Below are 23,302 nucleotides of genomic sequence, written 5' to 3'. Positions count from 1 at the left end.
TCCGGCGGTGGCGGTCTTGCGGGGGACGCGGTGACAGCTGTTCCCCGGCCGGTGGAGACGGCCGTCCGGGGGCGGGGCGGCAGCCGTGTAGAGAGGCGTAAGTTTCGTCTGTTGAGCAGGTCCGGTTTTGTCGGAGGGGTTGGCTAGCGTTCGGTCCGTGATCGAACGGTGGAACCGGGATCAGGTGCTCGCGCTCGCGCCCGACGCCCCATCCCAGAAAGCGGCCCAAGGAGTTTCTTCTCCCGGCAAGTGGTCGGGAATCGGAGCCACCGCCGACGCGGTGTGGGGCGGGTGCAAGGGCAGCGGCTCCACGCCCTACCGGGCGTGCGTCGACCTGTCCGAGCCCGCCTACCGATGCAGTTGCCCAAGCCGGAAGTTTCCCTGCAAACACGCTCTCGGCCTGCTGCTCCTGTGGTCGGCCGGCGGAGTCCCCGCCGCCGAGGAGCCTGCCGACTGGGTGGCCGAGTGGCTCGACCAGCGGCGTGAGCGCCTCGTCAAGGCGACGACCCGCGCGGCGGAGGCGGTCGAGGCACCCCAGGCGGCGGCTGCGGGTCCCGCCGACACCCGCCGGGCCGAGCAGCGTGAGCAGCGTGTGGCCGCCGGACTGTCGGACCTGGAGCGCTGGCTCGCCGACCAGATCAGGCAGGGCATCGCCGGATCCCGGCGCCACGACCACTGGGATGAGCTGTCCAAACGCCTGATCGATGCCCAGGCTCCGGCCGTCGCCGGTGCCCTCTCCCGCCTGAGCTCCGTCCTGAACAGCGAGGACTGGCCCGCCCGTCTTCTCAGCGAATACGCGCTCCTCCATCTCCTCTGCGTGGCCCACCGCCGTCTCTCCGCCGCCGTCGCCACTACCGATCCCGCCGTGGCCGACTCCGATGCGGCGCCCGCCACCGGCCCCGCCGTCGGCGCCGATACCGCAGCCGCTGTCACCGCCACAACCACCGGCTCGGCCGCAGCCGCCGTCACCGGCTCCGCCGCCGAGGCGCCGGGGATTCGGGAGGGAGTGGGCGGCACGGGGCTTCTGCAGAGAGTTCGCGAGCGGGTCGGTTTCCCGGTCACGAAGGAGGAGGTGCTCGCGGGGGAGACGGTCCGCGATCTGTGGGACGTGCTGGGGCGCCGGGACGAGGAGCAGGATCGGCTGATCGCACGCCGGGTCTGGCTCCGTGGCAGGCACACGGGCAGGGCCGCGCTCGTGCTCTCGTTCGCCATGGCGGGACAGGCCCTCGACGCCTCGCTCGTCACAGGTACGACCCTGGACGCCGACCTGGCGTTCTATCCCGGCTCCGCACCGCTCCGGGCCCTGGTCGCCGCCCGCCACGGCACCGTTTCCACCGGATTTCCGTCTGGATCGACCGTGGAGGAGGCGCTGGACGAGGTGGCCGCCGCCCTGGCGGGAGATCCCTGGCTGGACTCCTGGCCCGTCGTGCTCGGTCCGGTGACCCCGGCCGGAAGCGGCTCCTGGCATATCGCCGGTCCCTCCGGCGGGATCCCGCTGCACCCGTCCATCGGCACTCCCTGGCGGTTGGTGGCCGTCTCGGGCGGCCACCCCCTGACCATCGCCGCCGAATGGACCCCGAGGGGTCTGCGACCCCTCACCACCTGGGACGAGGAAGGGCAAGTGATCGTTCTGTGAACGCCTCGGCCGAATGGGAGGATCTGGTCTCGACCGCGCTCGTCGGCACCGACCGCCGCCCGCAGGCGGGAGAGGCCGCCGGTGAGATCGAGTTGCTCGGACGCGCCGCCGTGCACACGTTGCGGATGCGGGCAGGCCGGAGACCGGTGGCGAGTGAGCCGCTGAGTGTCGCGGCGCCCGAGGAGCAGCCGGTAGTCTCGCGTGCGGCGGGCGGCAGGCTCGCCAGGATCCTCGGGGGCGAGCAGCCACGACTGCTCGCCGAATGGCTGGAGATCGCCGCCGGGTGCGGCTACCGGCTCTCTCCGCACCTGCTGCCCGAGCTTCTCGACCACGCGGCCAGGGATCGGTCGATCCGCTCCCATCTCGGCGTCCTCGCCGGAAACCGGGGGCGCTGGCTGGCCGGGCTCAACCCGGCGTGGGGCTTCCTGCTGGAGGAGGTCACGGTAGCCGCCGCGGGCTCCGCGAACGCCCCGGAGGTCTGGGAGCTGGGCACCTCGGGTGACCGCCGCGCCCACCTGGCCGCACTGCGGGCGGTGGATCCGGCGGAAGCCAGGAAGCTGCTCGCCGTGACGTGGGAGAAGGAGACTCCCGACGACAGGGCGGCGTTCCTGGAGGTGCTCGCCGACGGGCTCTCCCTCGACGACGAACCGTTCCTGGAGACGGTGCTCGACGACCGCCGCCGCGAAGTCCGTCACCAGGCCGCCGACCTGCTCACCCGCCTGCCGGACTCGCGTCTGGCCCTGCGCATGGCCGAGCGGGTCGCCCGCTACGTCACCGTCGTGGGCGGGAAGATCCACGTCACCCCGCCCGTCGCCTGTGACAGCACGATGGAGCGCGACGGCATCCGGGCCAAGCCGCCCAGGGGCACCGGGGAGAAGAGCTGGTGGCTCCAGCAGGCCGTGGCCCGCGCCTCGCTCGGCGTCTGGCCCCGGCTGCTCGGTCACCCGCCTCGAGAGCTCGTCCAGATGAAGATCGTCGACTGGGGCCGCGAGGTCATGGCGGGATGGGTCAGGGCCACCGTGCTCCAGGGCGATCCGGAGTGGGCGCGAGAGCTGTTCGCCTCGGATCCGCTCGCCGACCTGCTGGCCGCGCTGCCTCCCGCGGAGCAGGAGGTCGTCGCGGCCGGCTTCGTCCGGCGGCACGGCCTGGACGGTCAGCTGATCATGGTTCTCGGAGGGGCGGCGGCCCCCTGGGGACCAGACCTGGCGATGGCCGTGCTGCAGAAGATCATCGAGGTCTCCGAGACCCAGCCCTGGAACATCGGGGAGCTGGCCAAACTCGCGGGTGAGCGTATCGACCCCGCCCTCTGCGGTATGGCGGAGCGGCTCTCGCCCGAACCCCCCATCCAGGAGGTCGCCGCCCTCCTGCGTTTCCGTGACGACATGTTGAAGGAGCTCCATTGACAACGGTTCTGCGGGCCCACGCCGAAGACCAGTACGCCGAGGAGCTGGAGGTCCTGGCCAAGAGCGACGACCGGGTCCGGCCGCCGGGCTGGAAGCTGTCGCCCTGGGCGGTGACCACTTACATCCTCGGCGACGGAGAGCAGATCACCCCCAAATACATCGGGCCTCGTCGCATCGTGGAGGTGGCCGTGGCGACTCTCGCCACGGACCGCGCGTTGCTGCTGCTCGGCGTGCCCGGCACCGCCAAGACCTGGCTGTCGGAGCACCTCGCCGCCGCGATCAGCGGTGACTCCACCCTGCTCGTGCAGGGTACGGCGGGCACCGCCGAGGAGGCCATCCGTTACGGCTGGAACTACGCCCGGCTGCTGTCCGAGGGGCCGTCCATGGCGGCGCTCACACCGAGTCCGGTGATGCGGGCCATGTCCGAGGGACGGATCGCCAGGGTGGAGGAGCTGACTCGAATGCCCTCCGACGTCCAGGACGCGCTGATCACCGTGCTGTCGGAGAAGACGCTGCCCATTCCCGAGCTCAACCAGGAGGTCCAGGCCTCACGCGGCTTCAACATCATCGCCACCGCCAACGACCGTGACCGGGGGGTCAACGACCTGTCCAGCGCGCTGCGCCGCAGGTTCAACACCGTCGTGCTGCCGGTGCCCGCCACCGCGCAGGAGGAGGTGGACATCGTCTCCCGCCGCGTCGACCAGCTCGGCCGCTCCCTTGAGCTGCCCAAGACCCTCACCGGGCTGGAGGAGATCCGCCGCGTCGTCACGGTCTTCCGGGAGCTGCGCAGCGGCGTCACCGAGGACGGCCGGACCAAGGTCAAGTCTCCCAGCGGCACCCTCAGCACCGCCGAGGCCATCTCCGTCCTCACCAACGGCATCGCCCTGGCCGCCCACTTCGGCGACGGTGTGCTCCGCCCCTCCGACGTGGCCGCCGGAATCGTCGGTGCCGTGGTCCAGGACCCGGTCTCCGATCGTGTCGTCTGGCGCGAATACCTCGAGACCGTCGTCCGCGAGCGCCAGGACTGGCGCGACTTCTACCGGGCCTGCCGTGACGCGGGCTGAGGCGGCGACCGCCCGGATGGGCACGCTCGCGTCGATGACACCGCCCGACGACAGCCGCACCGCATCATCGACCACGACCACGACCACGACCACGACCACGGCCACGGCCACGGCAGCGGCCACGACTGCGACAGCGGTCACGGCCACGACTACGGCAGCGGCTACGGACGTGGATGCGGCCACCACCACGGACGCGGCTACCGCTACTGCCACGGCGACGGCGACGGCGACGGCGACGGCGACGGAAGCAGTCACGGACGTGGACGCGGAAATGGAAACGGCCATGGAAGCAGTCACGGGCGCGGAGATGGGCACCGCGTTGTCCGGAGGATGCCCGTGAGCGTCTCCATACTGGGAGTTCGGCATCACGGGCCGGGGTCGGCGCGGTCTCTGCGAGACGAGCTCGAACGGCTCAGGCCGGACATCGTGCTCATCGAGGGTCCGCCGGAGGCCGACGCACTGGTCGAGCTGGCCAAGGACTCCGATCTCGAACCGCCGGTGGCGTTACTGGCCCACGTGCCGGGCGAGCCGTCCAAGGCCGCGTTCTGGCCCTTCGCGGTGTTCTCGCCCGAATGGCAGGCGCTCCGCCACGCGGTGGAGGCGGGCATCCCGGTCCGCTTCTGCGACCTGCCCGCCGCGCACAGCCTTGCCTCCCGTCCGGACACGCCGGAGGCCGTGCCGCAGGACGCGGATCCGCAGGACGGGAAAGCGCGGGACACAGAGCCACAGAACGGGAAGACGCAGGATGTAGGGCCGCAGGGCGGCAAGGCGCAAGACGCTGGACCGCAGGACGTGGACCCGCAGGATGGGAAGGCACGGGACGGGTCGCAGGACGGCAAGGCGCAGGGCGCCGTGCCACAGGACGAGAAGGGACAGGACTCAGAACCGCAGCCGCGGGGGTTGGAGCCACAGGGAGCGCAGCCGCAGGACGCTGAGAGACACGATGCCGGAACACCCGCCTTACGGGCCGATCCGATCGGGGTGCTCGCTCACGCCGCCGGATACGACGATCCCGAGCGATGGTGGGAAGACGCGGTCGAGCATCGGGGGGACACCCCGTTCCAGGTGATCGCCGAGGCGATGGCGGCGGTTCGCGAAGGGCACGTCACCGACACGTACGAGGCCAGGCGCGAGGCCTTCATGCGGCGCACGATCCGCAAGGCGGTCAAGGACGGGTTCGAGCGGATCGCCGTGGTCTGCGGAGCGTGGCACGTGCCCGCTCTGACCGGCTCGCCGGGCGGGTCGTCGGACGGCCCGACGCGGGAGAGCGCGGCCTGGGGCGCGGGGTTGCCCACGGCCAAGGCCGACGACGCGCTGCTCAAGGGGCTGCCCAAGGTCAAGGCCGAGATGACCTGGGTGCCGTGGACGTACGGACGGCTGGCCGCCTGGAGCGGATATGGCGCGGGGGTGACGTCGCCGGGCTGGTACCACCACCTGTTCGCCGCTCCCGACCGTCCCGTGGAGCGGTGGCTGACCGAGGCCGCGAGGGTGCTCCGTGACGAGGACCTGCCGGTCTCCTCCGCGCACGTTATCGAGGCGGTACGGCTCGCGGAGAGCCTGGCCGTGCTCAGGGGACGGCCGCTGGCCGGGCTGGAAGAGGTCACCGAGGCTGTCAGGGCGGTGCTGTGCGAGGGCGACGACCTGCCGGTGGAGCTGATCCAGCGGCACATGGTCGTGGGGGAGCGGCTCGGCCACGTGCCCGACGCGACCCCGATGGTCCCCCTCCAGCGCCACCTCCGGGAGGAGCAGCGCCGGGTGAAGCTCAAGCCCGAGGCGCCAGGCCGCGAGCACGACCTCGACCTGCGCAAACCCCTCGACCTGGAGCGCAGCAGGCTGCTGCACCGTCTGCGCCTGCTCGGCGTCGACTGGGGGACCCCCCAGGAGAGCCGGAGCAAGGGCACCTTCCGCGAGTCGTGGACGCTCGCCTGGCGGCCCGAGTTCGACATCGAGTTGATCGAGGCGAGCGCCTGGGGCACGACCGTCTCCGCCGCGGCCTCCGCCAAGGTCCGTGACCTGGCCGACGGCGGACAGGGACCTGGCGCGGCCACACGAGGTGGTGCGGGAACGCCCGGTATGGCAGGACCCGGCGGAGGGACACCGGGCGCGGGAGGACCTGGCGCGGGAATGCCGGGTACGGGGGGAGGACCCGGTGCGGGAACACCGGGTATGGCGCCCGGTGCGGGAATGCCGGGTCGGGGAGGCACGGGACCTGGCGCGCCCGGGGCATCCGGTGGCCCGCGAGGCGGGGCGACCGCGGGGGTCACGCTGGCCGGCCTCACCGGGCTGGTGGAGCGGTGCCTGCTCGCGGATCTGCCGGACGCGCTGCCGTACGTGCTCGACTCGCTGTCGGCGCGGGCCGCGCTGGACAGCGACGTCACGCACCTGATGGCGGCGCTCCCCGCGATGGTCCGCGCCCAGCGCTACGGCGACGTGCGCGGCACCCCCGCCGCGGGTCTGACCACCATCGTCGACGCCCTGCTCACCAGGATCTGCGTCGGGCTGGGCGGAGCGGTCACCGGGCTGGACGACGACGCCGCCCGTGACCTGCTGCGCCACATCGACGGGGTGCACGCCTCGGTGGCCCTGCTCGACGGCGGCTCAGGGGAGGAGGCGCCCCAGGCGCGGTGGCTGACCACGCTGCGTGGCGCGTCGGGCCGGGCCGACCTGCACGGGATCATCGAGGGACGGCTCACCAGGATCCTGCTGGACGCCGGGGATCTCGATGCGACCGAAGTGGGCCTGCGGATGTCGCGGGCGATGTCGGCGGGACATCCGCCCGCGAGGGCGGCGGCCTGGATCGAGGGATTCCTGTCGGGTGGCGGACTGCTGCTCGTCCACGACTCCCGGCTGCTCGGTCTGGTCGACGAGTGGCTCATCGGGCTCGCCCCGGAGACGTTCGTGGACGTGCTGCCGCTGCTCCGGCGGACGTTCGGCGCCTTCGCCGCTCCGGAGCGACGTTCGATCGGCTCGCGGGTGCGCTCGCTCACCACCGGGGCGGCCCACGGGGTGCAGGAGGTGACGGATCTCGACGAGAGGCGCGCGGCGGCGGCCGTACGAACCGTACTGACGATTCTGGGGAAGGCGGAGAGCGCTGATGGATGAGAGGCTGCGTCGCTGGCGGATGGTGCTGGGCGGAGACGCCGACGGCACCGGATGCGCGCTCGGCGGGACCGACGCCCAGATGGACGGAGCTCTGGCCGCGCTGTACAACAGCGGCGGGAGCGGTGACGGTGGCGGGAGCTCGAGCGAGCGGAGCGGCGGTCTGGGCGCCTCCGCACCCCGGGTGGCGCGATGGTTGGGCGACATCCGGTCATATTTCCCCTCGACCGTCGTCCAGGTCATGCAGAAGGACGCCGTCGAGCGACTGAACCTGACCAGGCTGCTGCTTGAGCCGGAGATGCTGGAAGCCGTCGAGCCGGACGTCCACATGGTCGGCACGATCCTGTCGCTCAACCGTGTGATGCCCGATAAGGCCCGCGAGTCGGCGAGGGCGCTGGTCCGAAAGGTCGTCTCCGAGCTGGAGCGCAAGCTCGTGCAGAAGACGAAGGCCGCGGTGACCGGGGCGCTGGATCGCTCGGCGCGGACCCACCGGCCCAAGCGGGTGGCCGACATCGACTGGGACCGTACGATCCGAGCCAACCTGAAGAACTATCTTCCCGACCGCAACACCGTGATCCCGTCGAGGCTGATCGGGTACGGCCGGCGGCAGCGGGCGGTCCAGCGCGAGGTCGTGCTCTGCATCGACCAGAGCGGTTCGATGGCCGCCTCCGTCGTCTATTCGAGCGTCTTCGGCGCGGTGCTCGCCTCGATGCGCTCGCTCAGGACGTCGCTGGTGGTCTTCGACACCGCGGTCGTCGACCTCACCGACCAGCTTCACGACCCGGTCGAGCTGTTGTTCGGCACCCAGCTCGGTGGCGGTACCGACATCAATCGGGCCATCGCTTACGGCCAGGGCCTCATCACCCGGCCCACCGACTCGATCTTCATTCTGATCAGCGACCTCTACGAGGGCGGCGTCCGGGAGGAGATGCTCCGCCGGGTCGCCCAGATGACCGCCGCCGGAATCCAGGTGATCGTGCTGCTCGCGCTGTCGGACGAAGGTGCGCCCTTCTACGACCACGACAACGCCGCCGCGCTCGCCGCCCTTGGGGTGCCCGCCTTCGCCTGCACCCCCGATGCCTTTCCCGACCTGATGGCCGCCGCGATCGAGCGTCGCGACATCGGCCAGTGGGCCGAGCGGCAGCTGGGCCGGACGGCGATCTGATCGGCTCTGACGGGGGCGGCACGGAGGCCCACCCCTGTCAGAGCGTCAAAACGGCGGCGACCCGCGATCTGCGGCGACGTCTCACGGTGATTACGGGGTCGCGCTTTTTTGGATACTCCGCTTATGGATAAAACGATTGTTTTCTGGAAATTCAGGGTCTTCTAACCGTTTTTCGTTGATTGACACCATTTATGTCGGTTGATGCAAGTACGTTGGCTGCTTGATGAGTTGGACGTCTCCGAACCCTGACCTGGTCGTTTCGCTGAGCTAGGCCGCTTCGGCGGCCTGTCCGGCTTCCTGCAGGGCGGGGGAGAAGCGCTGTTCGGTCAGGTAGTGACCGACCCCGACGACAAGCGCGATGGGCCATTCAATGATCTCCAAGGCACCCAGCGCGCCCAGTACGGCGTAGAAGACGAGCCGATCCGGTGGCGGCAGAGTCAGCGTGCCGATCACCGGCACGCTGACGTGTGGCCGCTGCGGCTGGTCCGCCCGGGCGCGCGTGCGGCCGTTCGAGGCGGTGCTGGTTCTCTGGACCATGGCGGCCTCCGTGAGTCACGATGTACTGTCGCCAATCCCCGTCTCGCATGGACCAGTAACGCCGTTTAGCAAGACTTTGCCCGCTTCGCTGGCCAGACCCTTGCGCCGCCCAGCATGAGATCGCCCTCGCGGTCCCGGAGAAGATGCTGATCCGGGGACGGCGGACGGGCGAGGGCCGCGACTTCGACCTTCGAGCGATGACGCTTGTAATCCGCGGCGCCATTGACGCGATACCTGCTCAGATGATCGTATTTTCCGATCCAGATCTGGATCATCTCGCACACGCACTGAGTGTCCTCTTCACGCTCACGACCCGGAGTGACGTATGACCGCAGCGCTCGAAATCTCAGGCTTATGTAAGACTTTCGGAGAGAAGGTCGCCGTCGACCACGTCGACCTGAGCATCCCCCAAGGCTCCTTCTACGGGCTTGTCGGCCAGAACGGCGCCGGTAAGACCACCACTCTGTCCATGGCCGTCGGCCTGCTGCGTCCCGACGAAGGAGGCGCGCGGATCTTCGGAGCCGACGTCTGGTCCAACCCGGCCGAGGCCAAGACGCTGGTCGGGGTGCTGCCCGACGGGATGGCCATGCCCGAACGGCTCACCGGCCGCGAGGTGCTGACCTACCTCGGCCTGCTCCGCGGGCTGCCGCGCGAGGTCGTCGACCAGCGCGCCGAGGAACTGCTGTCCGTCCTGGAGCTCGACGAGGCGGAGAAGACGCTCGTCATCGAGTACTCCACCGGAATGCGCAAGAAGATCGGGCTGGCCACCGCCCTGCTGCACGCGCCGAGGCTGCTGGTGCTCGACGAGCCCTTCGAGGCCGTGGACCCGGTGTCGGCCGCGACGATCAAGACGATCCTGCGGGGGTTCGTGGCCGGCGGCGGGTCCATCGTGCTCTCCAGCCACGTCATGGCCCTCGTGGAGCAGCTCTGCGACCACGTCGCGGTGATCGACAAGGGAAAGGTGGCCGCGGCGGGGTCTCTGAACGAGGTCCGCGGCGACGGCTCCCTCGAAGACACCTTCGTCGGCCTGGTCGGCGCCTCCGACGGCGGATCGAAGGAGCTGACGTGGCTGTCGCGCTGACCATGGTCCAGATGAAGGTGGCCGTGCTCCGTCATTCGATGACCGGCCAGCGGGCCGGCTTCATCGTCATGGGCGCGTTGGTCGGCCTGGTTCTCGCGGTCGGCACGATCTTCCTGGCCTTCTCGTGGGCCGATCTGCTCACGGCCGTCTACGCCGTCTGGATGCTGGGCTGGATCTTCGGCCCCGTCTTCGCCGGGGGAGGCGACGAGACGCTCCGTCCCGAGTACTTCACGCTGGTGGGCCTGCCGCCGCGCCGTCTGGCCTCGGGGCTGCTCGTGGCGGCCTTCGTCGGGGTGGCGCCGGTGATCAGCCTGCTCGCCCTCACCGGGCTGACGGTATTCGGAGCGCGGCAGGGCGTCGTGGCCGCTCTCGTCTCGGTCCCCGCGCTGCTGCTCCAGCTCGTGGTGTTCGTCCTGCTCTCCCGGGTCGCGGTGGCCCTGCTCGGCCTGGCCCTGCGCTCCCGCGTCGGCGCGATCGGCGCCGGCCTGATCAACGGCCTGATCCTGGCGACCCTCGGCCAGATCTGGGTCGTCTTCGTGGCGCTCGGCCAGACGCAGGGCATCCCGCCGGTGGTGACGACGGTGACCCGCTACCTGCCCTCCGGCTGGGGGTTGGTCGCGGTCGAGGCCGCCGCGTCCGGCGACTGGTTGCGGGCGGCGGCGGCTCTCGGCGGAATGGCGCTGCTCATCGCCCTGCTGCTGACCGCATGGGCGGCCCTCCTCACCCGGCGTGCGGGGGCGACCAGGGCCGCCACCCGGGGACGCAGGCCGATGCGGGCCACCACCGCCTCCGGTGCCGTGCTGGCCAAGGAACTGCGTACCTGGTCGCGAGACCTGGTGCGCACGCACCAGCTGACCTTCGCCTTCGCCTACGGCGTGTGCTTCGCGGCGGCCCCGCTGCTGATGAACTGGAACGGAATGCTGCCCTGGGCGGGTCCGATCTTCGTCTTGATGGCCGCGGCGATGTCCGCCAATCTCTACGGCAGCGACGGCACCGCCCTGTGGCTCACCCTCATGACACCGGGAGCGACCGACGTCCGCGGGCGGCAGCACGCGTGGTTGCTGGCCGTCGCGCCCCTCGCCGTCGTGCTGACGCTCTCTCTCGCCGTGGTCACCGGAGGGCCGGAGCCCACACTGCTCGCCATACTTCTCGCCCTGCTGGGCGGAGGCGCCGGGCTGGTGCCCCTGGCCTCGGTGTACGCGCTCATCCCCGGCACCGACCCGCACCGGCGCGGCGGCAATCCACTGCGCTCCACGGAGGAGGACGGCGCGGTCACCGGCATGGTGTACGCGGTGCTGGCGCTGACCGCCCTCACCGCGGTCCCCGCGGCGATCGCGACCGCGCTGCTCGGCTGGGCGGGCGTGGCCGTCGGAGCCCTGACGGGTGTTCTCTGTTACTGGGGATTCGGGCTTCTCGCCGAGCGACGGCTGCTCGCGGAGGGACCCGAGCTGCTCGACATGATGCGCACCGGGCGCCGACCGGCCGCGAAACCCGGTGCCGTCGGTCGAACCCGCTTCGAGGACCTGACGCGCCGTCAGCAGATCATCGCCATGATCTGCTTCACGACCGGTGCGATCCCACTGTTCCCGCAGGGCGTGGTGGCCGGTTACCTCAAGGTCTCCGAAAGCTCCACGCGCTCATGGTTTCTGGCCCTCTATCTACCGTCGTGGCTGCAGTGGCCCACGATCGTGTTCATGGTCGTCCTGGGAGTGGCCATGTACACGACAGGCGTGATCGTCTCTTACCGGCGTAAGGAGTCTCCCGTCGCCGGCCGCGAAACGGTCACCTCCACGGAGGCGGCGTAGCCGGGTCGCCGCCGACGACGGGCGGTGAATACGGCGACACCTCGTCTCGGACAAGGAGGGCACGGGCGTGCGCCGCCGTACCGGGTGAGGGCCGGGCGGAGCCGACGTCAGCCGGCTCCGCCCGGGTGCGTGAACGGGGTCGTGGTGGCGAGCTCGACGAAGCCGAGGCGCTTCAGGATCGGACGGCTGTCCGGGGAGGCGTCGACCTGTAGGTAGCGGAAGCCCCTGGCCGCCGCCAGGGCGGCCCGGTGGGCCACCAGCGAGCGGAACACGCCACGGCCTCGCCAGGCGGGCAACGTGCCGCCGCCCCACAGGCTGGCGAAGTCGGTGCCGTCGTGGAACTCCACGCGCCCGGCGGAGATCGGAGTCCGCCCGGCCAGGGCGACCACGGCCGCGGTCGTACCGCCCCGGCCCGCGAGACCGGCCAGCAGGGTTCTGCCCACGGGGGAGTGGTCTCCGCCGAACACCTCGTCATGCACCCGCACGAGCGCGTCGACACCTTGTCCGTCGACGACCGCCAGCAGTTCCACGCCCGGGGGAGGTGACATCTCGAGCGGAAGGTCCGCGATCTCGGCGACGAGCAGGGCCTCGGCCGGCTGAGGAGTGAAACCGGCCGCGAGCAGCCGGTCGGGGAGATCCGGGGGCCGGTCGTAGGAGTAGTGCTTCCACTCCCAGGGGCGAGCCAGTCCCGCGAACCGATGGATCTGCGCGGCGATGACCGCGTCGGCGCCGGCGGGGTCCAGATCGCACCAGGTCACCCCCGCCCAACCGTCCCCGGCGGACATGCTGCGGATCACGCCGCCGTCGTGCTCGACGTACCCGTCCGGCGCGTCGGGCTCCGGACGCCGGCGTAGCTGCTCGTCGAAGGCCGCGAGTACCGCTTGTCGATCCATGCGGGCATCCGACCAGAACCACGCCGGCGACGGCAACCGGGTTTCGGGCGCGGCACCTCGCCGTCGCGTACCGAGCCGTCCCCGTGGACCGGGGACGGCTCTGCGACGGCTCTGTTTCGAGCGAGAGGATTCAGGACCAGGGCTGACCGACGACCCAGCTCACGTCGTCGGCCCACGAGCCGGTGGCGTCAAAGGTGTTCGAGCCGCCGTTGCTCGCGATGGAGACGGTGTTGTCGTAGTGGCGCAGGAACCTCGTCGGATAGTTGTACGAGGCGAGTGAGCTGCCCCGGCCGTTCCTGCCGGTCTGGGGGCAGAAGGTGACGTCGGCGGCGAACACCGCGCTTCCGTTCACCGTCGATCGGCCACGCGCAGCTGGGTCCGCCCGAATTTCACCATACTTGCGATCATGGCTTATAGCGACTTGCCCGGGAATCCGGATTCTCGGCTGCGTACAGACCCGTTGCCGCTGCGCGGACGCGCAGCCGTGGTCACCGGGGTCAGCCGGCGCATCGGCATCGGGTACGCCACTGCCCGCCGTCTGGCGTCCCTGGGCGCCAGCGTGTTTCTGCACCACCATGCTCCGCACGACCATGACCAGCCGTGGGGAGCGGACCCCGGCGGCCCGCAGGCCATCCTCGACGGCGTCGCTCAGGCCCTGGCCGACCCGGAGGCCACCGTCGCCCATCGGGGTGCCGACCTGACCGATCCGGACGCACCGGCCGCGCTCATCCGTGCCGCGGCCGGCGAGTTCGGGCATCTGGACATCCTGGTGTGCAACCACGCCCGCAGCGGCGGCGACGGCCCGCTGGGCGAGCTGGACGCCGCCATGCTGGACGCGCACTGGGCGGTCAACACCCGCTCGACCATCCTGCTGGCCCAGGCCTTCGCCGCCCAGCATGACGGCCGCCCCGGCGGCCGGATCATCTTCATGACCTCCGGCCAGGACCTGGGCCCCATGCGCGACGAAGTCGCCTATGCCGCCAGCAAGGGCGCCCTGGCCTCCATCACCCGTACCCTCGCCGACCATCTCGCCGACCAGGCGATCACCCTGAACACCGTCAACCCCGGCCCCGTTGACACCGGCTACGCCCCACCCGACGTCCTGGAGGCCGTGGAGCACCGTTTCCCCACGCGCCGCTGGGGGACCCCCGACGACCCCGCCCGTTTGATCGCCTGGCTGGTGACCGACGACGCGGCCTGGATCACCGGACAGACCATCAGCAGCGAGGGCGGCTTCCGCCGCTGGGACTGACAGGGGTCCCGCGTGAATCCAGTGAAACCGTCTCTGACCGTCGACGACGGGTGTTGTCCTTCGGCCCGGCATCCAAGGGGAAAGCGTGGACGGCCGGATGGCGAGCTGCTCAAGTTTCTCGATCAGGTGTCCTCTAACCTGGGACGATGGCACTGGCATATCTCGGTGACCTCACCGGGCAAGGCTGGACGCAGGTCGGGGAGCTGGCCCTGGCGTTTGTGCTCTCGGCCGCGATCGGCCTCGAGCGGGAGGTCCGCCAGAAGAGCGCGGGACTGCGCACCCACACCCTGGTCGGCATCGCCGCCGCTCTGATCATGTTGGTGTCGAAATACGGCTTCGCCGATGTTCTGGGGGAGCGTGTCACTCTCGATCCTTCCCGGGTGGCGGCCCAGATCGTGTCCGGTATCGGTTTCCTCGGCGCCGGCCTGATATTCGTTCGCAGCGACGCGGTCCGCGGCCTCACCACCGCCGCGGCGATCTGGCTCACCGCCGCGGTGGGCATGGCGGCGGGGGCGGGGCTGTGGTTGCTGGCCATCATCGTCACCGTGGGATATTTCGTGACGATGTTCGTCTTCTCACCGATGGCCATCCGGCTCCCCCGGTCCAAGTACGTACCTTCGCGGCTCCGCCTGACCTACCTCGACGGACGAGGAGTGCTGCGGCAGGTGCTGACCGAATGCACGCGGCGGGGGTTCAGCGTGAACGAGCTGGCCATCGACCAGCGGATCGAGCGCCGCGACCCGGCGACCGTCTCGCTCTGGCTCACCGTGTACGGCGCCGGCTCGATATCGGAGCTGACCGCGGCGCTCTCCGAGACCGACGGGGTGCTCGCCGTGGTGAGCCAGGACGCCAACGCGGCGGTGCCCTGAAGGCCGTACCGAGGTCCCGGGCCCTGTCACCGCGCCGGTCGTCCATCGGGAAGCGCGCCCGTCGGCGCGGTGGAAACGGTCGTCAGGTGAAAAGCCCGGCCCGTTCCGCGACAAATTCCTCCACCGTTTTTGCGGGCTTTCCGAGGATCGACTCGATGTCCCGGGTCGCTCGGTCGTAACGATTCCGGCGATGCAGGCGCGCCATGGTGATGATGTGCTCTTCGGTGTGCGGCGGAAATCCGGCGGGCAGGACGACCTGGTCGATCCAGGGGTCGAGCGGGACGTCCACGTAGGCGATCTCCCTTCCCAGCGCGCGGGAGTACTCCTCGGCGACGCCGGTCATCTCCTGCGACCGGAACCCGGTCAGCTCGTAGACGTGCCCGAGATGCGGTCGCGGGTCTTCCAGAACCGCGGCGACGACATGCGCGACGTCGTCGGCCGCGACCGGTGAGGTGCGGCCGGTTCCGAAGGGAAGCCGGATGGTTCCGCTGTCGGCGATGGACTGCGCGGCCAGCGTTGTGAACAGCGGGTTGTCCAGGAAAATGGTGGGGCGGATGTGCACGATCGGGAGCGTCGACCAGTCGAGCACCTGTTCGGACAGCCAGTGCAACCGCTGCTGGTGCGACTCCTCGGTGCTCAACGGATTCATCTGCGACACGGTCATCTGAGAAATGCCGACCAGGACCTCGAGGGCGCCCAGGGCGCGAGCCACGGTCGCGACGGTGGCGGCGGCCTCCAGGTACGACGGTGAGACGCTCATGCTGAAAAACATCCGGGAGCTGCCGTCAAGGGCGTTCGCCACATCGTCGGGCCGGGTGAGATCACCGACGACGACCTGCGCGCCGAGGGCCCGCAACGCGTCCGCGCGTTCGTCGTCGTGATGAAGCATCGCCCGCACGGGCAGGCCACGCTCGCGCAGCAGCCGGACAACGGTACGGCCAACGCCTCCGACGCCACCGCCGGCACCGGTGACGAGGATAAGGCTGTCGTCAACCATCGTGATGCCTCCTTACCTCAGGGTAGTCACCGCCTTTCGGCGAGCGATCCACTGGCTCTCGTTTGATGGTCTCCTCCCTCGGGGCGGGGCGGGGCGGGGCGGGGCGGGGCGGGGCGGGGCGGGGCGGGAAGACGGAGGCGAGCGGTCCCCTAAAGGCGGGCGTCGTTCGTCACTTCGAACGCCGTTTTTTGAGCGAACACCGTTCCTTCGAAGAACGATGTTCGCTTTAAGTACAGTGTTCGCCGTAGGCGATTCCCGCGATATACGATCGGCGGATGACCGAGATCCCGGTTCCGCCGTGGCGCAGGACTCGCAAGGTGAACGCTCCACGGGCCGTCCTGAACAGGGATCTCATCGTCGCGACCAGCCTGCGGATCCTCGGCGCCGAAGGCCTCGACGCGCTGAGCATGCGCCGGGTCGCACAGGAGCTCGGGACCGGTCCCGCCTCCCTCTACGCCCACGTCGAGAACAAGAAGGAACTGCTCGACCTGATCTATGACGAGGCGCTGGCCGAGGTCCGTGTGCCCGAGCCCGAGCCGGAGCGATGGCTGGAGCAGCTCAGGGAGATGGCACTCGACGCGTTCCGGGTGTTGAGCGCCCACGCGGACATCGCCAAGATCGGCCTGGGCAACCTCCCGACGGGGCCCAACGGGCTGCGGATCGCCGAGGCGCAGATGGCGATCATGCTCGCGGGCGGCGTGCCTCCCAAGTTCGCCGGCATCATGATCGACCGTCTCGGTCTCTACATCTGCTCCGACGTCTACGAGGATTCGCTCCATCTCAGCAGGCAGCGCGACAGCGGAAAGGAGCTGGGGAGCTTCATGGAGGAGTTCTTCGGTCAGATCGAGGGTTTTTACCGCAGCCTGCCCGTTGACCGCTTCCCCACCCTCGTCGCCCAGGTGGACAATCTGATGGATGCCGACGGCATCGAGCGGTTTGAGTTCGGTCTCGATCTGATCCTGCGCGGCCTGGCCTCCCGCGTCGAAGGCGCGGATCCAGCGGGTCCTACGACCAAGGGCTGAGTCCTCAGGCCGATGCTCCGTGCCGAGAGGTGATCATATTGTCGAATCATGACTACTTTGACGGCTGTTGAACGCCCAGCTGGGATATTCGCCCAGCCCTACCGTGCGCTGACGGTCGGAATGGTGGCCCTCATGGTGTTGGTCGCCTTCGAATATCTGGCGGTGGCCACCGCCATGCCGGTCGTGGCACGTGAGCTGGACGGATACGCGCTGTACGGGCTGGCGTTCAGCGGGGCGTTGGCGGCCGGGGTGGTCGCGACGGTGCTGAGCGGGCGATGGAGCGACGTCAGGGGGCCGATCGCGCCGCTCTGGACGGGCGTGGCGGCCTTCGCCGCCGGGTTGGTCGTGGCCGGACTGGCGCCGACGATGGACCTGTTCATCGTGGGGCGGTTCGTCCAGGGCTTCGGGGGAGGCATCCTCCAGGTCTCGCTGTACGTGCTGGTCTCGCGGGTCTACCCGGCGGAGATCCATCCTCGGGTCTTCTCGATCTTCGCGACCGCCTGGGTGGTGCCCTCCATGGTCGGTCCCGCCATCACCGGTTTTGTGGTCGAGGGCGCCGGCTGGCGCTGGGTCTTCATCGGGGTGACGGCGCTTCTTCTCCCGGCCGCGCTGCTGTTCGGGCGGGGCCTGGCCTCCGCGCCGATGGCGGAGCAGCCGCCGCTGGGCGCGCGGTCCTCGATCGTGCGGCGGCTGGGCTGGGCGGTGCTGGTCGCGGTCGGCGCGGCACTCATGCAGTACGGCGGCGCGGCCCGCGGCGCGGGGCTGATCCTGCTGTTCCTCGGCCTGGCCGTACTGGCCGCGGCGCTGCCCCGGCTGCTGCCCCCGGGCACCCTGCGCGCCGCCCGCGGCCTGCCTTCGGTGATCACCCTCCGAGGGATCGTGGCGGGCGCGGCCCTCGGAGGCGAGGCGTTCCTGCCGCTGATGCTGAACCAGGAGCGCGGCCTGTCGCTCACCATGGCCGGGCTCACGCTGACCGGCGGCGCGCTGAGCTGGTCGTTCGGCTCGTGGGTCGTGGGCCGCAGGAGTTTCGACCGCGTCCTGGTTCTGCGGATCGGCTCCGGTCTGGTCGCCGCGGGTCTCGCACTGATGGGCCTGACCGTGTTCGCCGTCGTTCCGGTCGCCGGCGCCTTCCTCGGTGAGATCGTGCTCGGGCTCGGCATGGGCATCGTGTACCCGACGCTGTCGGTGCTCGTCCTGGAGCTGTCGCGCCCGGGGGAGGAGGGAGAGAACAGTGCGTCCCTGGGCGTCGGGGAGTCGGTCTACACGGTCGTCTCGGTCGCGGTCACCGGTGCGATCCTCGCGGCTCTGGGCGCCGCCGTCTTCACCTACGTGCTCTGCTTCGCGCTGACCGCGCTGATGGCGACGACGGGGGTGCTGGTCGCGGGCCGGGTCGGCGCCCGGAGGCCTTGAAAGTGCCGGTGGGATCGGGAAGCGTGTCTTCTCGGGTGAGGGTGCTCGCCGCGCTCCTCTCCCGTCGTGCCCCCTCGTTGACCGCGGCGCCGTACGCCTGGCCGGCCCATGAGCCTTCCCCCGTCACGTGAAGGTCCCCGTCCGGGCGCTGCGCTCATCCCGAAACGCGGTCCCGAGGCCCCCCGGCCCCGGGATCGCGAATGCCCCTTGACGGGAGAGCGCAGCCCGACGGCTAGGGGAGGGCGGGGACCGATGGCTCGTCGTCGGTCCAGCCGACCTGGAGCATGGTCTCGGTCCAGGTCTTGTTCGGGAACGGCTTACCGTCGATCGTTGTCTTCAGGCTGCCGGCCAGCAGCAGCATCGTGCCGGTGTCGACGATCACCTGGGTCGTGGCCACCAGGGTGTCCTGTTTCTGCAGGACGAAGGAGAGTCCTTCGCCGACCCTGCCCCGAGCGTCCTTGACCTTCCCCAGGGAGCGGACGCCGGGCATCGCCCGCAGCGCCTGGTAGGCCGCGGTGCGGACCTCCTTCGACACCGGAACCTCGTGCAGCAGCGAGGGCAGCGCCCGCGTCACGTAGCCGTCGACGCCGCCGATGGGAGCCTTCGCGGCTCGCGCGGCCTCCCCGAGCCAGGTCTTCAACCCGGCCGGGTCCGAGGGCATTCTCTGGAGCTCCTCGTACGACAGCTGCTGCCCGGCCAGGAAGAACGTGGACGGGCGGCCCTTCACAGGGGCGACCGTGCCTCTGTCCGGTTTGGCGGACAGGGACACAACCGTGCCATCCGCGGTGCGCTTCCACGTGGTCGGGGAGCCGTCGCGGCGCCATGCCTTCTCATCCGCCGCGCTCTTCGGGTGCACTCCCAGCGGCCGATAGCCGGACCAGCCCTTGCCGACCGGTGAGGTCCAGTCCTCCATGAGCCGCTGCTCCTCCACCCAGTAGCGGTTCGCCCCGTGCCCGAGCTGCCGGGGATGGGTCATCTTCCACAGCGTCCTCGTACGCCAGTAAGCGCCTTCTTCCGGGGCCGTCACCGACCGGGGGGAGGCCATGAGTCGCAGGTCCGGCGCGTCCGGAAGGCCCGACAGAGCGATGACGCCCACCGCGGCCAAGCCGACCCCGATCGCGATCAGCGGCCGGATCGGTGTGGTCACGAATCTCATCTGTTTCCTCCAGGCGTCCGATTTCATGACTCTTAACACGCCTGGGCCGCCCAAAGGGTTGCACGCGTTCGGTCCCTGATTTGATCAGTGCGCATATTTCGACATATTTGTCGCGAATTAACCGATTCCACGGAATGTGTAGCGGTTCGCGCTTGCGGGCAACGCCGGGCGCGGTCCAGGCGTATTAGAGGTCATGAAATTGGACGAACAGGCGTGAGCAGCACGGAGGACGACGGGTTCGCCGCGTTCGTGGCCGCACGCGGCACGAGTCTGCTGCGGGTCGCCTACCTCGCGTGCGGTGACGAGGGGGAGGCGGAGGACCTGCTGCAGACGGCACTGGAGCGCACGTACCAGAACTGGGACCGGGTGCGGTACGACGATCCCGAGCCCTACATCCGCCGCGTCATCGTCAACACCTCCATCAGCCGTGCCCGGCGCCGGGCGATCCTGCGGATCATCCCGATGCACACCCCTCCAGAGCTGCCGGTGCGGGAGACCGACGTCGACCTGCGCCACGTGCTCATGGACACGCTGCGCGCCCTGCCTCCCCGGCAGCGTGCGGTGGTCGTCCTGCGGTACTGGGAGGACCTCAGCGAGACGCAGACCGCGGAGGTCCTCGGCTGCTCGGCGGGCACGGTGAAAAGCCAGGCCTCGAAGGCGCTCGCCAAGCTCCGCCTGGCGAGCGGCGGGGAATCAGTGAAAGGGGTGATCAGGAATGTCCACGCTTGAGGACGACCTTCGCCGGCTCATGGCGAACGAGACCGAGAAGTTGCGCGTCGCGCCCGACCTGGTGGACCGGGTGCTCCGATCCTCGCGGCAGAAGAAGACGAACCGGGTCAGGCTCACCGCCCTGGCCACCGCGGTAGCCGTCGCGGGGGCCGTGGTCCCCGTCTACCTGGTCCTCGGCCCGAACTCCGTGGCCGTACAGGGATTCGGGCTCGGCGAGCCGGTCGCGGCCTCCGAGACGTCGCGGCCGGACGCCACCGGCCAGGCCGTGCCGGGACCCCCCGCCATCGACGACTTCCCGCCCACCCCTTCCCCGACTCCCGATCTCGGGGATCTGGGCGACGGAAGGGCCTTCGGGCGCGTCGAGGTGGGTTACCTGCCCGACGGCCTGCAATGGTCCCACTGGTCGCTGGACTCCGGAGACAGCTACACGACCTCGTGGAACTACGACGGCGACAAGAACGGTTTCTACTGCGTCCAGATCTTCGTCTACGAGGGCCAGACGGTCCGGGAGGTCGACGAGCGCGTGCGGGCATACCGCGAGGAGAAGGAGGGCAGGGACGTGACCATCGGTGACCGGACCGGCTATCTGCTCAGGCAGCGGGTCGGCGAGGACGGTATGAAGGGCACTCCCAGCATCTTCCTGAGCGTGGGGGAGGGGCGGACGGCCGAGGTGATGTTCAGCCCCACCTTCGCCAAGCGGCTCGGTGGTGAGAGAGCGGTCGACCGCGAACTGAAGAAGATCGCCGCAGGGCTCACCGCCACGGGCTGAAACCGCCCGCGCCCACCGGAATTCGGACGTCATGACACCATGGGAAGAACACCCCCCTTCCCGGTGTTGAGGGGTGGGTCCCGCCCCCCGGGCGGGTTTCGTGTTTTCCGAGCTTGAAAAAGATCGAGGGGGGTCCATGCCGCGGGTCCGTGAGATTGAGGTGTTCCGGCTGGTCCTGCCGTATGCCAGGCGGCCGGAGAGCATTCTCGTCCGGCTCGTCGACTACGGGGGCATGGATGGCTGGGGCGAGGTCGTCGACGCCGACCCCAAGGTCTGGGCGGCTCTGGAGGAGGGGCTCGCCCGGGCGCTGATCGGCGTCGACTGGGAGCACCCCGACGAGCTGGGAACCGTCCCCGGCGGTTCCGCCGCCGACATGGCCTGCTGGGACCTGTGGACCAAGATGCGCGGGGTGCCGCTCTCCCACGCCCTGGGCGGCAACCGCACCTCGCTCATAGCCACCGCCAGGATCGGCGGCGATCGCAACCTGGAGAGCCTGGTCGCGCGGGTGAACCGCCTCGTCTGCGCCGGATACGCCCACGTCACGCTGGACGTCCACCCCGACTGGGACATCGAGCCGCTGCGCGCCGTCCGCCACGCCTACCCGGCGCTGGGCATCGGCGTGGACGCCCGCGGCGTCTACACCGACATCGACGCGCTCGAGGCGCTGGACGCCTACAACCTCTCATCCATCGAACGTCCGTTCGCCAGCCTCGCCGACCACGCCGACCTGCAGGAGCGCGTCGCCGCCCCGGTCCTGCTCGACGTGTCCTCGGTGACCGAGCTCGACGAGGCGATCATGGCGAGCGCGGGCCGGGCCCTGCTGCTGCGCCCCGCCGCGCTGGGTTCCCTGCGCGAGGTACGGCGAGCGCACGACCACGCCGTGGCGGCGGGCTGGGAGATCGCCTGCGCCGGTGGCCAGGGCACCGGCCTGGCCCGGGCGGCCACGGTCGCCGCGGCCAGCCTGCCCGGCTGCGACCTCCCCTGTGACGTGGCCGAACCTCCGCGCAGCGCGCAGATCGTCACCCCGCCCGTCGGCGCCTCCGGCGGGGTGGTGGCAGTGCCGCTCACCCAGTCGGGTCTCGGCCACACCATCGACGAGGTACGCGTCCGCCGTCTCGCCAAGGAGTCGTACACCACCCGGTAGGGCCTGGCAGCGGTTCTCTCGCAATGCCTGCCCTCGGCGTTCATCGTCCAGGTGACAAAAATCGCAAAGAGTCGACAGTTTCCACATGGCGAGTGTTTAGAGCCTCACAGCCGGGCCATCCCGCAGGTACGACTGCCATCGGGAGCCCACATGCGTGCACTGACCGTTGTCCCGCTGAAGAAGGACTCGCTCGCGGTGACCGACGTCCCGGATCCGGAGCCGGGTGACGGAGACCTTCTTGTCGACGGGCTCGCCGTCGGCGTGTGCGGGACGGACAAGGAGATCGTCGCCGGGCAGTACGGCTGGGCGCCGCCCGGCAGGGAGAGGCTGGTGATCGGGCACGAATCGCTGGGCCGCGTGCGCCAGGCCCCGGACGGCAGCGGTTTCTCCCCGGGTGACCTGGTGGTGGGCGTCGTGAGACGCCCGGATCCGGTGCCCTGCGGGGCGTGCGCGCACGAGCAGTTCGACATGTGCCGCAACAACCGCTACACCGAACGCGGCATCAAGGAGATCGACGGCTACGCCAGCCGATCCTGGCGCGTGGAAGCCGGCTACGCGGTCAAACTCGACCCGGCCCTCGCCGGGGTCGGCGTGCTGATGGAGCCCACCAGCGTGGTGGCCAAGGCCTGGGAGCAGGTCGAGAGGATCGGCGCGCGGGCGTGGTTCGAACCCCGCACCGTCCTGGTCACCGGGGCGGGCCCGATCGGGCTGCTGGCCGCACTGCTCGGCGTCCAGCGCGGACTCGACGTCCACGTCCTGGACAGGGCCACCGGCGGGCCCAAACCCGGGATCGTCGGCGACCTCGGCGCCACCTACCATCACAGCGGGGTCGGCGACGCCGTGGCCTCGGCCAGACCCGACGTCGTGATCGAGGCGACCGGAAGCGGCCGCGTCGTGTTCGACGCCATCGCCGCCACGGCCCCCTACGGCATCGTCTGCCTGACCGGCGTCTCCTCGGCACACCGGCTCACCGTCGACGCCGGCGACCTCAACCGGGAGATCGTCCTGGAGAACGACGCGATCGTCGGATCGGTCAACGCCAACCTCACCCACTACTCCGCGGCGGCGGACGCCCTGGCCAAGGCCGACCCGGACTGGCTCCGCCGGCTCATCTCCCGGCAGGTTCCGCTCGAACGATTCTCGGAGGCGTTCACGCACCGGCCCGATGACATCAAGGTCGTCATCACCCTCGACGCGAGCACCTCATAACCCGGAGGCCCACCGGCCCCGCGCCGGGAGCCTGACGTGAGCACCCCACCGGCCTTCTCGCC

At 70.2% G+C, this 23,302-nt stretch carries 21 protein-coding genes; 16 read left to right on the top strand and 5 right to left on the bottom strand.

Annotation, left to right across the window (positions count from 1 at the left end; genetic code table 11):
• Positions 1-157 precede the first annotated feature (157 nt).
• The 6 genes from CHC08_RS11525 to CHC08_RS11500 are packed head-to-tail and all read left to right on the top strand — an operon-like array spanning position 158 to position 8,367.
• Positions 158-1,636, top strand: a complete 1,479-nt coding sequence (locus tag CHC08_RS11525) for an SWIM zinc finger family protein (protein ID WP_089207213.1) — start codon at positions 158-160, stop codon at positions 1,634-1,636.
• Positions 1,633-3,039, top strand: a complete 1,407-nt coding sequence (locus CHC08_RS11520) for a DUF5691 domain-containing protein (RefSeq protein WP_089207212.1) — start codon at positions 1,633-1,635, stop codon at positions 3,037-3,039. The genes CHC08_RS11525 and CHC08_RS11520 overlap by 4 nt, the downstream gene beginning before the upstream one ends.
• Positions 3,036-4,103 (top strand): ATP-binding protein, encoded by a 1,068-nt coding sequence (locus CHC08_RS11515; protein ID WP_089207211.1) that lies wholly within the window; start codon positions 3,036-3,038, stop codon positions 4,101-4,103. Before CHC08_RS11520 ends, CHC08_RS11515 begins: the two co-directional genes overlap by 4 nt.
• Entirely contained in the window at positions 4,090-4,443 is a 354-nt protein-coding gene (locus tag CHC08_RS48150) for a hypothetical protein (protein ID WP_143653177.1), read from the top strand. Before CHC08_RS11515 ends, CHC08_RS48150 begins: the two co-directional genes overlap by 14 nt.
• Positions 4,440-7,205 carry a DUF5682 family protein gene (locus tag CHC08_RS49460; RefSeq protein ID WP_179281983.1) on the top strand — a complete coding sequence of 922 codons (2,766 nt, stop codon included), beginning with the start codon at positions 4,440-4,442 and terminating at the stop codon, positions 7,203-7,205. The genes CHC08_RS48150 and CHC08_RS49460 overlap by 4 nt, the downstream gene beginning before the upstream one ends.
• Positions 7,198-8,367, top strand: a complete 1,170-nt coding sequence (locus tag CHC08_RS11500; RefSeq protein ID WP_089207210.1) for a VWA domain-containing protein — start codon at positions 7,198-7,200, stop codon at positions 8,365-8,367. Before CHC08_RS49460 ends, CHC08_RS11500 begins: the two co-directional genes overlap by 8 nt.
• A 267-nt stretch (positions 8,368-8,634) precedes the next feature.
• Here the strand turns inward: CHC08_RS11500 and CHC08_RS11495 are convergent, their stop codons facing one another.
• Complete coding sequence (locus tag CHC08_RS11495; RefSeq protein WP_218825250.1) at positions 8,635-8,904, bottom strand: hypothetical protein; 270 nt, start codon at positions 8,902-8,904, stop codon at positions 8,635-8,637.
• A 325-nt stretch (positions 8,905-9,229) separates the two neighbouring features.
• On the opposite strand from CHC08_RS11495, the gene CHC08_RS11485 reads away from it, so the two are divergent.
• Together CHC08_RS11485 and CHC08_RS11480 are read left to right on the top strand one after the other, a co-directional pair.
• A complete protein-coding gene (locus tag CHC08_RS11485) occupies positions 9,230-9,985 on the top strand; it encodes an ABC transporter ATP-binding protein (RefSeq protein WP_089207208.1) in 756 nt (251 codons plus the stop codon).
• Positions 9,970-11,790, top strand: coding sequence for a hypothetical protein (locus CHC08_RS11480; protein ID WP_089207207.1), 1,821 nt, complete (start codon positions 9,970-9,972; stop codon positions 11,788-11,790). Before CHC08_RS11485 ends, CHC08_RS11480 begins: the two co-directional genes overlap by 16 nt.
• Positions 11,791-11,897: 107 nt before the next feature.
• Here CHC08_RS11480 and CHC08_RS11475 read toward each other — a convergent pair whose 3' ends face one another.
• Positions 11,898-12,683, bottom strand: a complete 786-nt coding sequence (locus tag CHC08_RS11475; protein ID WP_089207206.1) for a GNAT family N-acetyltransferase — start codon at positions 12,681-12,683, stop codon at positions 11,898-11,900.
• Between the two features lie 130 nt (positions 12,684-12,813).
• Complete coding sequence (locus tag CHC08_RS11470) at positions 12,814-13,035, bottom strand: AbfB domain-containing protein (RefSeq protein WP_218825249.1); 222 nt, start codon at positions 13,033-13,035, stop codon at positions 12,814-12,816.
• 54 nt (positions 13,036-13,089) lie between these two features.
• Here CHC08_RS11470 and CHC08_RS11465 point away from each other — a divergent pair, with 54 nt between their 5' ends.
• Complete coding sequence (locus tag CHC08_RS11465; protein ID WP_089207205.1) at positions 13,090-13,935, top strand: SDR family oxidoreductase; 846 nt, start codon at positions 13,090-13,092, stop codon at positions 13,933-13,935.
• A 146-nt stretch (positions 13,936-14,081) separates the two neighbouring features.
• A complete protein-coding gene (locus tag CHC08_RS11460) occupies positions 14,082-14,804 on the top strand; it encodes an MgtC/SapB family protein (RefSeq protein ID WP_089207204.1) in 723 nt (240 codons plus the stop codon).
• A gap of 82 nt (positions 14,805-14,886) precedes the next feature.
• On the opposite strand, the gene CHC08_RS11455 is transcribed toward CHC08_RS11460, so the two are convergent.
• Positions 14,887-15,801 carry an NAD(P)H-binding protein gene (locus CHC08_RS11455; protein ID WP_089207203.1) on the bottom strand — a complete coding sequence of 305 codons (915 nt, stop codon included), beginning with the start codon at positions 15,799-15,801 and terminating at the stop codon, positions 14,887-14,889.
• Between the two features lie 275 nt (positions 15,802-16,076).
• On the opposite strand from CHC08_RS11455, the gene CHC08_RS11450 reads away from it, so the two are divergent.
• Together CHC08_RS11450 and CHC08_RS11445 are read left to right on the top strand one after the other, a co-directional pair.
• Positions 16,077-16,823 (top strand): TetR/AcrR family transcriptional regulator C-terminal domain-containing protein, encoded by a 747-nt coding sequence (locus CHC08_RS11450; RefSeq protein ID WP_089207202.1) that lies wholly within the window; start codon positions 16,077-16,079, stop codon positions 16,821-16,823.
• Positions 16,824-16,871: 48 nt separating this feature from the next.
• A complete protein-coding gene (locus CHC08_RS11445; protein WP_089207201.1) occupies positions 16,872-18,233 on the top strand; it encodes an MFS transporter in 1,362 nt (453 codons plus the stop codon).
• A gap of 232 nt (positions 18,234-18,465) precedes the next feature.
• On the opposite strand, the gene CHC08_RS11440 is transcribed toward CHC08_RS11445, so the two are convergent.
• Positions 18,466-19,389 (bottom strand): hypothetical protein, encoded by a 924-nt coding sequence (locus tag CHC08_RS11440; RefSeq protein WP_089207200.1) that lies wholly within the window; start codon positions 19,387-19,389, stop codon positions 18,466-18,468.
• Positions 19,390-19,602: 213 nt separating this feature from the next.
• Between CHC08_RS11440 and CHC08_RS11435 the strand changes: the two genes are divergently transcribed.
• The 4 genes from CHC08_RS11435 to CHC08_RS11420 all read left to right on the top strand — a co-directional run bounded on the left by CHC08_RS11435 (position 19,603) and on the right by CHC08_RS11420 (position 23,240).
• Positions 19,603-20,118, top strand: a complete 516-nt coding sequence (locus tag CHC08_RS11435) for a SigE family RNA polymerase sigma factor (protein WP_089207199.1) — start codon at positions 19,603-19,605, stop codon at positions 20,116-20,118.
• Positions 20,105-20,887 (top strand): hypothetical protein, encoded by a 783-nt coding sequence (locus CHC08_RS11430; protein WP_089207198.1) that lies wholly within the window; start codon positions 20,105-20,107, stop codon positions 20,885-20,887. The genes CHC08_RS11435 and CHC08_RS11430 overlap by 14 nt, the downstream gene beginning before the upstream one ends.
• A gap of 136 nt (positions 20,888-21,023) precedes the next feature.
• Positions 21,024-22,031, top strand: a complete 1,008-nt coding sequence (locus CHC08_RS11425; protein ID WP_089207197.1) for an enolase C-terminal domain-like protein — start codon at positions 21,024-21,026, stop codon at positions 22,029-22,031.
• A gap of 150 nt (positions 22,032-22,181) precedes the next feature.
• Positions 22,182-23,240: a glucose 1-dehydrogenase gene (locus CHC08_RS11420; RefSeq protein ID WP_089207196.1), complete on the top strand. Its 1,059-nt coding sequence runs from the start codon at positions 22,182-22,184 to the stop codon at positions 23,238-23,240.
• The last annotated feature ends 62 nt before the right edge of the window (positions 23,241-23,302 follow it).

The organism is Streptosporangium subroseum (genome assembly GCF_900188345.1).
GTDB lineage: Bacteria > Actinomycetota > Actinomycetes > Streptosporangiales > Streptosporangiaceae > Streptosporangium > Streptosporangium subroseum.
The sequence above is the reverse complement of the archived record's forward strand: the minus strand, read 5'-3'. Positions and strand labels throughout refer to the sequence as shown.